The sequence below is a fragment of the Actinoplanes sp. NPDC049265 genome (genome assembly GCF_043197135.1).
Lineage (GTDB): Bacteria > Actinomycetota > Actinomycetes > Mycobacteriales > Micromonosporaceae > Actinoplanes.
The window spans coordinates 490,104-502,682 of the sequence record NZ_JBICSP010000003.1; the positions used below are offsets into that span (position 1 = coordinate 490,104).

Genomic DNA, 12,579 nt, shown 5'->3' on the forward strand with positions numbered 1-12,579 from the left:
CAGATTATGGGCGAGTGTGATTTATGCCGGAAGGGGTTGCGCGACGCGGTCCCGCAAGCGCATGGCGAGCGCCACGCAAACCGCGAACGCGGCGACCAGAACCCAGAAGGTGGTGCCGAGCCCGGCGGCGTCCGCGAGCCATCCGAAGGCGGGGGAGCAGAGGCCACCGGCGGCCATGGCCAGGCCCAGGGTGAGCCCGCTGGCCGTCCCGGGCCGGTTCGGCAGATAATCCTGCGCGAGGGTGACCTGGGCGGCGAACGGCAGGAACATGGCGGTGCCGAAGAGGATCACGCACGCCGTCAGGGCCGCGAACGAGGGTGCCCAGGCGATCCCGGCCAGCGCGGGCAGCGCGACCAGGTAGCCGGCCCGGACCGCGGTCATCCGGCCGTACCGGTCGCCGATCCAGCCGCCGAGCAGGGTGCCCACCGCGCCCGAGGCGGTGTAGCAGGTGAGCACGGTCGCGCCGGCCGCCGCCGATTCGCCCAGATCCCGCTGCGCGTGCAGCGAGATGAGCGAGGTGACGGTGACGAACGGGATCGACCACCCGATGATCACCGCGACCAGACGGGTGAAGGCCCGCCAGTCGTCGGTGGGCACCGGGCCGGCCGCCCCGGCCGCCGCCTCGGCCGGGGCGCCCCCGGTGGCCGCGGCCACCGGAGTCGGGGACCCGGGCTCGCCGGGGGGTGGAGCGAGCCCGGGTGCGGCGGGGCTGGTCGGCATCACCCCGCCGGCCCGCGGCCCGGCCTGACGCCGGCGCTGGGCCACCCAGAGCAGTGCCATGACGGCGGCCGGCACCGCCAGCAGGACGCTGCCCTCAAAGCCGATCCGGCCGATCACGAAGGTGACCAGCCCGGGTGCGAGTGCGCCGCCGAGCGTGCCGCCGACCGAGAACACGCTCATCGCCCGCTGCGACGAACCGCCGGCCGCCCGGGCCTGGCTGGTGGCCGGTGGGTGATAGGCGGCGATGCCGATCCCCGCCAGCGCGAACCACAGCCAGGTCAGCGCGTACGAGGAGGAGAGTCCGGCGGCCACCACGCCCAGTGCCGCCGTGCCGAAGCCGGCGGGCACCAGCCAGGCCCGGTTGCCGCGGTCGGCGATGATCCCGAACACCGGCTGGAACAGGCTGGACACCCCGCTGGCGGCGAAGGCGAGGCCGGACACCGCGGCGTACCCGTAGTGGCGCTCGGCCATCAGGAACGGAAGCATCGCGGGGATGATGCCCTGGTAGAGGTCGTTGACGGTGTGGGTGCTGGTGAGGAAGGCGATGCGGCCACGTTGCATTTGTCTGCTCCTCGGCAGGAGTGGGCTCAGGCGCCGGCACGGTTGACCGCGGCCATCACGCCCTGCATCGAGGCGGCCAGCAGCGAGGTGTCCCACCCGGCGCCCCAGCGCACCAGGCCGTTGACCCGGCACTCCAGGTAGGCCACGGCCGGACTGTCCGGGCCGGCGCCGGCCGCGTGCTCGGTGTAGCTCAGGACGTCGACGACGAACCCGGCGCCGCGCAGGGCGTCGGCCATCGCGGCCAGCGGACCGTTGCCGGTCCCGGCACACGGGACCTCGCGGCCGTCGATCCGCAGGGTGGCGGTGAAGGTGTGCGTACCCGGCGCGGTCTCCGAGGTCCGCCAATCGGCCAGCGTGACCGAGCCGGCGCGGCCCGGGTCCAGGTAGGTGTGGTCGAACAGGTCCCGCAGCTCCTTGGCCGGCAGCTCCTGGCCGGTCGCGTCGGTCACCTGCTGGACCACCCGGGAGAAGTCCGGGCGCATGCGCTGGGGCAGGTCCAGGCCGTAGTAGGTGTTGAGCAGGTGGGCCACGCCGCCCTTGCCTGACTGCGAGTTGATCCGGATGACCTCCTCGTAGGTGCGGCCCAGGTCGGCCGGGTCGATCGGGAGGTAGGGCACGGCCCAGGGCGCGGTCTCCGGCGGTACGCCGTCGTCGGCCGCCCGCTTGGCGTGGTGGGCCAGCCCCTTGGCGATGGCGTCCTGATGGGTGCCGGAGAAGGCGGTGTGCACCAGTTCGCCGACGTACGGATGCCGCGCGTGCACCGGCAGCCGGTTGCAGTACTCGACGACCTCGCGGATCGCGTCGATGTCGGAGAAGTCGACCATCGGGTCCACGCCCTGGGCGTGCAGGTTGAGGGCGAGCGTGGCCAGGTCGACGTTGCCGGTGCGCTCGCCGTTGCCGAACAGGCAGCCCTCGACCCGCTGGGCGCCGGCCAGCACGGCCAGTTCGGCGCAGGCCACCCCGGTGCCACGGTCGTTGTGCGGGTGTACGGAGAGGATGACGCTGTCCCGGCGGGCCAGATGCCGGTGCATGTACTCGATCTGGTCGGCGTACACGTTGGGGGTGGCGACCTCGACCGTGGCCGGAAGGTTGTGGATGACCGGCCGGTCCGGGCTCGCCTGCCACAGCTCGGTCATGCTGTCGCAGATCTCCAGGACGTAGTCCGGTTCGGTCAGGTTGAAGACCTCCGGGGAGAACTCGAACCGCACCGCCGGCCCGCCGCGCCGCTCGGTCCGCCGCAGCAGGTGGGCGCCGGCGTCCAGGATCAGCCGGTGCACCTCGGCCCGGGACCGGCTGAGCACGACGTCCCGCCAGGTCGGCGCGGTCGCGGTGTAGAGATGGATGACCACCCGGGGCAGTCCCTCGACCGACTCCACGGTGCGGTCGATCAGGTCCGCCCGCGCGGCGGTGAAGACCGAGATCGTGACGTCCCCGGGCACCGCGTCGCTCGTCGCCAGGTGCCGGACGAAGTCGAAGTCGGTCTGGCTGGCCGACGGGTAACCGACCTCGATCTCCTTGTAGCCCATGGCCACCAGCAGGTCGAACATGCGGCGCTTGCGGGCGGTGTCCATCGGCTCGGCCAGCGCCTGGTTGCCGTCGCGCAGGTCGACCGGCACCCAGAGCGGTGCCTGGGTGAACCGGGCGGACGGCCAGGTGCGGTCGGTCAGCGGCAGGGCGACCCGGTCCTCGACCGGGCGGTAGCGGTGCGACGGCATCCGGCTCGGCTGTTGCCGGTTCCAGGCCGGGGCGCCGGCCGGAACCTCGCCGTCGGGCGTGCGCAGGGTGGGGAAGGTGGTGCGGGTGATCGTCATGATGGAAGCTTCTTTTTCCTCGGGTCGGCTGGCGACCGGCAGGACCTGGCACCCGCTGCGGGACGCCGGTCGTTTCAGATCCCGTAGCGGCAGGCGAGGAGGAGGCCGAGCTCTGGCATGCTCGGTACGCTAGTCGACCACAACTCCTCAGACAAGCTGATAAGTGAAGGAGATCCTTCATGGCGCTCGACGCCCTTCGCCCCTCGCCTCTGGTCGAGCAGGCCACCGAGCGTCTGCGGGACCAGATCACGGGCGGGCAGTGGGGGATCGGCACCAAGCTGCCGGGCGAGACGACCCTGGCCAAGACGCTCGGCGTCGGCCGGTCGACCGTCCGGGAGGCGCTGCGGGCCCTGGCCGGCGCCGGTCTGGTGCAGGCGCGGCAGGGCGCCGGGGTGTTCGTGATCGCCACGCTGCCGCAGGAGGACTGGGCCGCCGGCATGCGCCGGGCCGCGATCACCGACGTGTACGAGGTCCGCATGCTGGTCGAGGTCGAGGCCGTGCGACTGGCCGCGGCCCGCCGTACCGCCGACGACGTGACAGTGATCCGTGCGGCCCTGCGCCGGCGCCAGGAGGCGGCCGGTGAGGGCGACGCGCCCTTCGTGGACGCCGACATCGCGCTGCACGCGACGATCGTGGCGGCGGCCCACAACCCGGTCCTGACCAGCCTGTTCACCGAGTTCCGGCCGGTGCTGCGCCAGGGCCTGATCGACATGGTCGAGCTGCTCGGCCTGCGCGACGCGCACTCCGACCCCGGCGCCGACGCCCACGCCGTGCTGGTGGAGGCAGTCGCCGCCGGTGACCCGGACGCCGCCGGTCGGGCGCTGCTGGAGGAACTCGAGCGGACGCGGGCGCGGTTGGAGCGACGGTGAAGCGGGGTCTCTGTCCCAGATTGCGGGAAGCGGCCGGATGCCTTTCCCGCCCGTTGTTGCTCCCTGTTTCTCCTCGGTAACGCAGCGCGAGGCCGGGTTGGCGCGGACCACCCCGGCGTCCGGTCGCCGGGTCGAGTCTTGTCGGTCGCCGTCGTTCGCTCCTAAGCTCCCCGGCGACGGTGAAATCGATTGAATTTCGCGTCCACGAAACGGGGGGAGCGGGTCCGTGCCCGCGCATTCCCTCCGGTAGTTCTTGCAGCTCACAGCCGCTAAGAATGCTCAATGCCGAGCTCCCGGCTGCCATTTTCCAGCCAATTACGGCGTGAGCGAATCCTGCGTTGAGCGTGAGGTGACGCGTGCCCGGAAAACAAGATCCCCTATTCGAGGTGGCGGCGGAGTCGTTCGTCGCGGCCAGCCCCGGTGATGCCTACCGGGTGTTCTCCGATCTGCGGAACAGTCCGCTGTGGAGCATCGAGTGCACCGGTGGCGACTGGACCGGCGGTGAGCCCGGCGCGGTCGGTTCCGTCTTCCGCGGCGACAACGTCCGCTCCGGCGACGTCGTGCCCTGGGCGCCGGTGGTGCGCGGGCGCTGGTCGACGTACGCCGAGGTGGTCGCCGCCGTCCCGGGCCGGCGGTTCGCCTGGGCCATGCGCGACGACGCCGGCCGGGCCCAGGACAGCGTCTGGTCGTTCACCGTCGCCGCCGCGCTGGGCGGATGCCTGCTGGCACACCGCTTCCGGATGGGCCGGCCGACCGAGGGCATCCGGAAGATCACCGCCGGGATGACCGACGCCGACCGCGCACGCTTCTTCCGGGAGTGGGCGGCCAAGCTCGCGCACGACCTCTCCGAGACCGTGCACCGGCTCAAGGCGGCCCTCGAGCGGCAGCCCGCGACCGTCCCGGCCGGAGCGACCCTCGGGCTACGGTCCGCGACCGGCACCGGGGAGGCGTAACCGTGCTCTTGCAACGGATCGGCAACCGCGGCATCGGCCTCGGCACCCTGTTCGACCGCGCCGCCGCCCGGCATCCCGCCACCGTCGTGGTGCTCGACCACGACCTCGACGTCGCCACCGGACTCGGCCGCCGGTTCACCGTGGCCGAGATCACCGACCTGGTCGACGACCTCGCCGCCCGGCTGTGGGCGGCCGGCGTGCGCCCGGCCGAGCGGGTGGTCGTGCACAAGTCCGACGGCTTCGACATCCTGCTGCTCGCGGTCGCGCTGGCCCGCGTCGGTGCCGTGCCGGTGCTGCTGTCGGCGCAGCTCGACGGGGCCACCGCGGTCGAACTGCTCCGCCGCGCGGCGCCGGCCCGGCTGATCACCGACCCGGGCAAACTCGCTCACGACCTGCCCGGCGAGGTCTTCACCGCCGCCACGGCCATCCTGGTGACCTCGGGCCGGCAGGACCGTGCCACCAGCCTGGCCGAGCTGGCCGGGGCGCCGCGGGTGCCCTCCGTACCCATGCCGCCCGGACATCCGGCCCTGATCACCCACACCTCGGGCACGACCGGCATCCCCAAACTGGCCGTGCACACCGGGTACACCCTGCTCGCCCGCTACCGTCCGCAGGCGTCGGCGGCGGCGCTGGTCCGGCGCCGGGAACCGGTGGTGATGCACGTGTCGTTCGTGCACTCGCGGGCGTTCAGCGCCACCGCCATCACCATGCTGCGCGGGGTGCCGCTGATCGTCCTGGCCGACGACGACCCGGCCCGGGTCGGGCCGCTGCTGGCCCGGATGCGGCCGGGCGTGATCGAGGCGCATCCCAACACCTTCATGCGCTGGGAGGAGCTCGCCGACGACCCGCGGGGCCCGCTGGCCTCGGTCAAGTACTTCAGCAGCACGTTCGACGCCATCCACCCACGCACCATGCGGCGCATGCTGGCCGCCTCGCGACGTTCCAACCCGCTGTTCCTCCAGCTCTACGGGCAGAGCGAGACCGGACCGGTGGTCGGGCGCTCGTACTCGCGGCGCGGCCTGAGCGGCGATGACGCCGGCCGGTGCGTCGGGATGCCGTTCCCGGGGATGACCGGCGTACGGGTGGTCAGCCGCGACGGGCGCCCGGTCACCGCCCGTTCGCCCGGGCACATCGAGGTACGCAGTGACGGCCGGGCGGTGACCTACCTCGGCGACGACGAGCTGTACCGGCGGCAGTGCGCCGACGGCTGGTGGCGGATGGGCGACCTCGGCTACCTGACCCGCTGGGGCTGCCTGCACCTGCTCGACCGGGAGATCGACCGGATCCCCGGCTTCGGCAGCACCCTCGCGGTCGAGGACGCGCTGCTCACCCGGCTGCCCGACCTGACCGAGGTGGTGATCCTGCCGGACCGGCACGGCCACGCCGTACCCGTGGTCTGCACCCGCGACGACCGGCCGCTGGACCCGGACCGCTGGCGTACCGCGGTGGCCGGCCTGCCGGCGATGGGCGTGCCCCTGCACCGGCGCCTGGCCGACCTGCCGCACACCGCCACGACCAAGGTCCGACGGACCGAGCTGGCCCGGCTGCTGGCCGAGCGCGACACCACCGCCGGGGAGCCGTCGTGAACGACACCTTCACCGCCAAGGTCGCCGTCGTGACCGGCGCGGCCGGTGGCATCGGCGCCACCGTCGCCGCGGCCCTGGCCGACCGGGGCGCGACAGTCATCGCCGTCGACCGGGACGCCGACCGGCTGGGCCGGGCCGACCGGCGGCTGATCGCCATGCCGGCCGACGTCACCGACGCCGGGCAGGTGTCCGCCCTGGTCGACGCGGCCGAGCAGCGGGTCGGCCCCATCGGCCTGCTGGTCAACGCGGCCGGGGTGCTGCACCCCGGGCGGGCCGTCGCCCTGGCCGACCGGGGCTGGCGGGAGACGTTCGCCGTCAACACCACCGGCGTCTTCCTGATGTCGCGAACCGTGGCGGCCCGGATGGTGCCGCGCGGCACCGGCGCCATCGTGACCGTCGGCTCCAACGCCGGCGCCACCCCTCGCGTGGGGATGAGCGCCTACGCGGCCTCCAAGGCGGCGGCCGCGATGTTCACCCGGTGCCTGGGCCTCGAACTGGCCGCCAGTGGCATCCGCTGCAACGTGGTGGCGCCCGGCTCCACCGACACGGCGATGCTGCGCGCGCTGTGGGCGAACGGAGGCGACCGCGCGGCCACCATCGACGGCTCGCCCGACGACTACCGCCTCGGTATCCCGCTGCGCCGGCTGGCCCAGCCCGCCGACGTCGCCGAAGCCGTCCTGTTCCTGCTCTCGGACCGGGCCCGGCACATCACCATGCACGAACTGACAGTGGACGGAGGCGCTTCCCTCGGTGTCTGACCAGCTGACTCCCACGACCGGAATTCCCGTCATCCAGCCGTACCCGATGCCGGTGGCCGACGCGCTGCCGCCCAACACCGCGACCTGGACGCCGGATCCACGCCGCGCGGTCCTGCTCCTGCACGACCTGCAGGAGTACTTCCTGAGCCCGTTCCCGCCGGGCACCTCGCCGGTGAGCGAGCTGGTCAGCAACGCCGCCGCGATCCGGCGGCGCTGCGCCGACCTCGGCATCCCGGTCGCGTACACGGCCCAGCCGGGAGCGATGACACCGCACCAGCGCGGCCTGCTCAGCGACTTCTGGGGGCCGGGCATGACCGCCGGACCGGCCCACCGCGACATCGTCGAGCCGCTCGCCCCGCGACCGGGCGACTGGCGGTTCACCAAGTGGCGCTACAGCGCCTTCCACAACTCGGAACTGCTGCTGCGCATCCGGGGCAGCGGCCGGGACCAGATCATCGTGTGCGGGGTGTACGCCCACGTCGGCATCCTGATGACCGTCAGCGAGGCATTCGCCCACGACATCGAGCCGTTCCTGGTCGCCGACGCGGTGGCCGACTTCAGCGCCGAGGACCACCACATGGCCCTGCGCTACGCAGCCCGGCGCTGTGCGGTCGTCCGGACCACCCAGCGGCTGCTCGACGAGCTCGGGCCGGCCGGGGGCCGGGCATGAGGGAGGCGGCGCGGATCCGTGAGGTGCTGGCCGCGCTCCGCTCGCCGGAGCCGCCGCCGTTCGCCGTACTGCACCGGCCGGAGTCCGCCGCCGACGAGGTGACGGTGCTGCTCGGTGCGGTCGCGGCGGTCGACCGGCTGGCCGACCTGCCGGTGCCCGGCGGCGCCGGCGGCCCGGCCCGGCACGATGTGCTGGCGGTGATTCCGTACCGGCAGATCGCCGAGCGCGGGTTCCCGGCGCCGGACGACGGCGCGCCGCTGCTCGCGATGACGGTGCACCAGCAGGTGACGGTGCCGCTCACCACCTTCCTGGGTGTCGTCGGCGACGCGCCGATCGAGGTCGGCGAGGGGGAGTACGACCTGGACGACGAGGCGTACGCCGGACTGGTCGAACGGATCCGGGAACGGGAAATCGCGGCCGGGGCGGGCGCCAACTTCGTGCTGCGGCGTACCTATCGTGCCGTGCTCGGTGGCCGGCCCGCGTGCACCGGCCTGACCCTGTTCCGCCGGCTGCTCCGCCGGGAGAACGGCGCCTACTGGACCTTCTGCGTGCACACCGGCGACCGCACGTTCGTCGGCGCCAGCCCCGAGCGGCACCTGAGTCTGTCCGGTGGTGTGGCCGTGATGAACCCGATCAGCGGCACCTACCGGTACCCGCCCGGTGGGCCGGTCCGCTCCGGCCTGCTCAGCTTCCTGGCCGAGGCCAAGGAGTCCGAGGAGCTCTGGATGGTGCTGGACGAGGAACTGAAGATGATGTCCCGGATCTGCCCGGACGGCTGCCGGGTCCGCGGGCCGTTCCTGAAGGAGATGGCGCGGCTGGCGCACACCGAGTACCTGATCGAGGGGCGCGCCGGCGGCGACGTCCGGGACCTGCTGCGGGAGACCATGTTCGCGCCCACGGTGATGGGCAGTCCGGTGCAGAGCGCGGCCGAGGTGATCAGCCGGTACGAGCCCGGCGGGCGCGGCTACTACAGCGGGGTGCTGGCGCTGATCGGCCGCGACGGCCGCGGCGGGCGCCGGCTGGACTCGAGCATCATGATCCGTACGGCCGACATCGACCGCCGCGGGCAGGCGCGGATCGCGGTGGGTGCCACGCTGGTACGCCATTCCGACCCCCGCGCTGAGGCGGCCGAGACCCGGGTGAAGGCGGCCGGGCTGCTGGCCGCGCTGACCGACACTCCGGTCGTACCCCTGGGATCCGATCCGGACGTACGCCGGGCCTTGCACGACCGCAACCGGACGCTCGCACCGTACTGGTTCGGCGCGGAATCGGGCGGTCCGCGGCCGTCACCGGCGGCGGCCGGCCGGCGGGTGCTGGTGGTGGACGCCGAGGACACCTTCACCTGGATGCTCGCCCGGCAGGTGCGCTCGCTCGGCCCGCGGGTCACGGTCCGGCGCTACGACGACGCCGGCGACCTGCGCGACAACGACCTGGTGGTGCTCGGCCCGGGGCCGGGTGACCCGCGGCGGACCGGCGACCCCCGGATCGCCCGGCTCGAGGAGATGGTGCGGTCCCTGCTGGCGGCCCGGCATCCGCTGCTCGCGGTGTGCCTGAGTCATCAGGTGCTGGGCCGGGTGCTCGGGCTCGACGTGCGTCCGCTGCCCGTGCCCAATCAGGGCGTACAGGGGGAGATCGAGCTCTTCGGCCGGCGCCGGCGGGTGGGTTTCTACAACTCGTACGCCGCCCGGTGTGATGCCGACCTGCTCACCTCGCCCGCGTTCGGCGAGCCGGTCGAGGTCGCCCGCGACCGCGCGACCGGGGTGGTGCACGCGTTGCGGGCCCGTGGGCTGCGTTCCCTGCAGTTCCACGCCGAGTCGGTGCTGACCCAGGACGGGTTCGGCATCGTCCGGGAGACTGTCGAGGGTCTGCTCCGCGCGCGGGATAATTCTGGACATGTAACATCCAGAATATGCGGATGACGGAGAACGTCGAATGGAGCGCGCACTGCTGCGTGACCCTGGCCTGGCTGGGCGACGAACCCGTACCGGCCGGCATCCTCGCCCGCTTCTTCGACCTCCCCCGGGCCTACCTCAACAAGTGCCTGCAGGCGCTGGTGCGGGCCGGGCTGATGAGCTCGGTCAGCGGCCCGCGCGGCGGGTTCCGGCTGGCCCGGCCCCCGCAGCGGATCACCCTGATGGACATCGTCGTCGCCCACGAGGGCCGCGAGGATGCCTTCCGGTGCACCGAGATCCGGCAGCGCGGCGAGGGGAACGACCCGGCACTGCCGGAATTCCGCACCCCGTGCGCCATCTCCACCGCGATGCGCCGGGCGGAACTCGCCTGGCGTCGCGACCTGGCCACCCAGACCGTGGCCGACCTGATGGCGGCCGCACCCCCGGCCGCCGCCGAACGTGCCCGCGAGCGTCACCGCCGGCTGCGTGGCTGATCGGCCGCCGCCCCCACAGCGAACCACGAGAAGGATCGACCATGTCCGACGTCTCGGCCTCGGCCGGACCCCGGGCGGACACCCGCCCGCCCACCATCGCATCCAGCGGCCTGCGGTCCACCGCGGTCCTCGCCCTCGGCACCTTCGCGGTCGGAACCGACGCCTTCGTCGTCGCCGGATTCCTGCCCGCGATGTCCGCGTCACTCGGCGTCTCCGCGGCGACCGCGGGGCAGTCGGTGACCGTCTTCGCCCTGTCGTACGCGGTCCTCGCCCCCGTCGTCTCCACCCTGGCCGCTCGCGTGCCGCGCCGGCTGCTGCTCGTCACCGCCCTGCTCGTGCTGGCCGCGGCCAACCTCGGCTCGGCGCTCGCCCCCACCCTGCCGGTCCTGCTGGCCACCCGCGTGCTGGCCGCCGCCGGTGCCGCCGGCTACACCCCCAACGCGGGCGCGGTCAGCGCCGCGCTGGTCCGCCCGGAACAGCGCGGCCGGGCCCTGGCCGTCGTCATCGGCGGCCTCACCGTGGCCACCGCGCTCGGCGTGCCGTTGGGCACCCTGCTCAACCAGATCACCGACTGGCGTACCGTCCTCGCCGCCGTGGCCCTGCTCTGCCTGCTCGTCGCGGCCGGGGTCCGGCTGGTGATGCCGGCCCTGCCCGGTGCTCCGCGTACGCCGTTCCGGCAGCGACTGGCCGTGCTGCGCCGGCCCGCCGTGCTCGGCGTCCTGCCCCTCACCACCCTCGGCATGGCGTCCTGCTACACGATCTACGCCTACAGCATCCCCGCGTTGCAGGCGGCCGGATCGCCGGTCGGCTGGGCCGGGCTGATGCTGTTCCTGTATGGAGCGGGCGCGGTCGCCGGCAACCTGTACGCCGGCTACGCCATCGACCGCTGGGGTCCCGTCCCGCTGCTGACCGGCGCCTACGTCCTGATGGCGGTCGTGCTGGCCGCCGGCGGCGCCCTGGCCCTGGCCGGCTCGCGGCTCCCGCTGGTGGTGGCCGCGATCGCCTTCGGCTGGGGTGCGAGCAGCTGGTCGCAGACCCCCGCGCAGCAGCACCGGCTGATCGCCGCCGCGCCCGGGGAGGCGCCGCTGGTCGTGTCGCTCAACTCGTCCGGGATCTACCTGGGGATCGCGCTCGGCACCGCTGTCGGTGGGGCGGCGTACGCCACCGGCTTCCCGGCCATGTACGCCACCGGTGCCGCCGGGGCCGTCATCGCCCTGCTCTTCCTGGTGCTGACGGCCCGGCGGACCGCGACCGGAAAGGCCTGAGGCTCCCGCCGTGCCGCCCACCATGCCCGCCGCCTACGTCGAGGAGCTGGGACCACCCGGCCTCATCCGGTACGGGGACCTTCCGGTGCCCCGGCCCGGCCCCACCGACGTCCTCGTCCGGGTCGAGCTGACCGTGGTCAACCGGGTCGACACGTTCGTCCGCTCCGGCGTCTTCGGCACGCCGGTCACGTTCCCCTTCGTGATCGGCCGGGACTGCGTCGGGACGGTGATCGAGGCCGGTCCCGGCGCGCCCCGCTTCGACGCCGGCGACCGGGTGTGGTGCAACAGCCTGGGCCACGGCGGCCGGCAGGGACCATCGGCGGCGTACGCCGTGATCCCCGCCGACCGCCTCTACCACCTGCCGCCGCGGGCCCCCGCCGCCGACGCCGTGGCCGTGGTCCACCCCGCGGTCACGGCCTACCTGGCGCTGCACGTCCACGCCGGCGTCCGTCCCGGGGAAACGGTCCTGGTGGCGGGCGCGGCCGGCAACGTCGGCAGTGCGCTGACCGTCCTGGCGGCGCGGGCCGGCGCCCGGGTGATCGCCCTGGCCCGCCCGGCCGACGAGGCGTACTGCCGCTCGCTGGGCGCGGCCGAGGTCCTCGACTTCACCGACGACCGCCTGGCCCGCGGTTGCGGTGCCGGGGTCGACGTGTGGCTCGACACCTGGGGGTCCGCCGACCTGGAACGCGCCGTCAACCTGCTGGCCTTCCGCGGCCGCGTGATCCTGCTGGCCGGTGTGGCCGACCGTCCCGTCCTGCCCGCCGGCCCGCTCTACATGAAGGACGCCTCGGTCCGCGGTTTCGTCATCTCCCACGCCACCACCACCGAACTGGCCGAGGCGGCCGTCGCGGTCAACGACCTCCTGTCCACCGCCCGCCTCCGCCCCCGCCGGCTGGAGACCATGCCGTTGTCCGCCGCCGCCGAGGCCCACCGCCGCGTCGAGAGCGCCCCCCTGCACGGCACCCGCCTGGTCCTGCAGATCGACCCTTGATCCGCCGCC

Annotated in this window: 11 protein-coding genes; 9 read left to right on the forward strand and 2 right to left on the reverse strand. The window is 73.7% G+C overall.

From position 1 onward, the window contains the following. Window positions 1–21 precede the first annotated feature (21 nt). The gene (locus tag ACGFIO_RS11995; protein ID WP_392825392.1) at window positions 22–1,281 is read right to left on the reverse strand and encodes an MFS transporter; all 1,260 of its coding nucleotides are present in this window, start codon (window positions 1,279–1,281) and stop codon (window positions 22–24) included. Window positions 1,282–1,307: 26 nt separating this feature from the next. Further along, window positions 1,308–3,092, reverse strand: a complete 1,785-nt coding sequence (leuA, locus tag ACGFIO_RS12000) for a 2-isopropylmalate synthase (protein WP_392825394.1) — start codon at window positions 3,090–3,092, stop codon at window positions 1,308–1,310. 179 nt (window positions 3,093–3,271) lie between these two features. On the opposite strand from leuA, the gene ACGFIO_RS12005 reads away from it, so the two are divergent. The 9 genes from ACGFIO_RS12005 (at window position 3,272) to ACGFIO_RS12045 (ending at window position 12,570) form a co-directional block, all read left to right on the forward strand. Further along, window positions 3,272–3,961 carry a FadR/GntR family transcriptional regulator gene (locus ACGFIO_RS12005; RefSeq protein ID WP_392825396.1) on the forward strand — a complete coding sequence of 230 codons (690 nt, stop codon included), beginning with the start codon at window positions 3,272–3,274 and terminating at the stop codon, window positions 3,959–3,961. A 356-nt stretch (window positions 3,962–4,317) separates the two neighbouring features. Beyond that, window positions 4,318–4,914, forward strand: coding sequence for an SRPBCC family protein (locus ACGFIO_RS12010; protein WP_392825397.1), 597 nt, complete (start codon window positions 4,318–4,320; stop codon window positions 4,912–4,914). A 2-nt stretch (window positions 4,915–4,916) separates the two neighbouring features. Next, window positions 4,917–6,500, forward strand: a complete 1,584-nt coding sequence (locus tag ACGFIO_RS12015) for a class I adenylate-forming enzyme family protein (RefSeq protein ID WP_392825400.1) — start codon at window positions 4,917–4,919, stop codon at window positions 6,498–6,500. Further along, entirely contained in the window at window positions 6,497–7,258 is a 762-nt protein-coding gene (gene dhbA / locus ACGFIO_RS12020; RefSeq protein WP_392825402.1) for a 2,3-dihydro-2,3-dihydroxybenzoate dehydrogenase, read from the forward strand. The genes ACGFIO_RS12015 and dhbA overlap by 4 nt, the downstream gene beginning before the upstream one ends. Then, window positions 7,251–7,928, forward strand: coding sequence for an isochorismatase family protein (locus ACGFIO_RS12025; protein ID WP_392825405.1), 678 nt, complete (start codon window positions 7,251–7,253; stop codon window positions 7,926–7,928). Before dhbA ends, ACGFIO_RS12025 begins: the two co-directional genes overlap by 8 nt. Further along, complete coding sequence (locus tag ACGFIO_RS12030; protein WP_392825407.1) at window positions 7,925–9,847, forward strand: anthranilate synthase family protein; 1,923 nt, start codon at window positions 7,925–7,927, stop codon at window positions 9,845–9,847. Before ACGFIO_RS12025 ends, ACGFIO_RS12030 begins: the two co-directional genes overlap by 4 nt. Next, complete coding sequence (locus ACGFIO_RS12035; protein WP_392825410.1) at window positions 9,844–10,314, forward strand: RrF2 family transcriptional regulator; 471 nt, start codon at window positions 9,844–9,846, stop codon at window positions 10,312–10,314. Before ACGFIO_RS12030 ends, ACGFIO_RS12035 begins: the two co-directional genes overlap by 4 nt. Before the next feature lie 41 nt (window positions 10,315–10,355). Next, window positions 10,356–11,579, forward strand: coding sequence for an MFS transporter (locus ACGFIO_RS12040; protein WP_392825412.1), 1,224 nt, complete (start codon window positions 10,356–10,358; stop codon window positions 11,577–11,579). A 10-nt stretch (window positions 11,580–11,589) separates the two neighbouring features. Beyond that, complete coding sequence (locus ACGFIO_RS12045; protein WP_392825414.1) at window positions 11,590–12,570, forward strand: NADPH:quinone reductase; 981 nt, start codon at window positions 11,590–11,592, stop codon at window positions 12,568–12,570. Window positions 12,571–12,579 lie beyond the last annotated feature (9 nt).